This window comes from Affinundibacterium flavidum (assembly GCF_014284175.1).
Lineage (GTDB): Bacteria > Pseudomonadota > Gammaproteobacteria > Burkholderiales > Burkholderiaceae_D > Undibacterium > Undibacterium flavidum.
Genome location: NZ_JACOGA010000077.1, coordinates 1 through 255, shown reverse-complemented (window position 1 = coordinate 255; position 255 = coordinate 1). Strand labels below are relative to the sequence as shown.

Sequence of the window (255 nt, the reverse complement as noted above, 5' to 3'; positions counted from 1 at the left end):
AAGAACAATTTAAGGCACTCACCAAAACGCAGGTCTCGCAACTGTCTAAAGCGGTACAAGAGAAGGTCGCCAGCTTCACCAAGCTCAAAGCGATAGGTGAAACTGGTGCGATACGGATTACGACGGAGTTATTTTGGCGACGGTTTGACAATCAAAAACAAGTTGGCTCCTGTGTTGGATTGGTACCGCAACCGTACGACAGTGGTACAACGCGAATCGACCAAGGCATCAGCAAGCAAGGCAACCGACGAGTGC

At 49.8% G+C, this 255-nt stretch carries 1 protein-coding gene; it reads left to right on the top strand.

Annotation, left to right across the window (positions count from 1 at the left end):
- Positions 1-255, top strand: a 255-nt coding sequence (locus H8K55_RS22415; RefSeq protein ID WP_186944276.1) for a transposase, incomplete at both ends; no start/stop codon positions are given.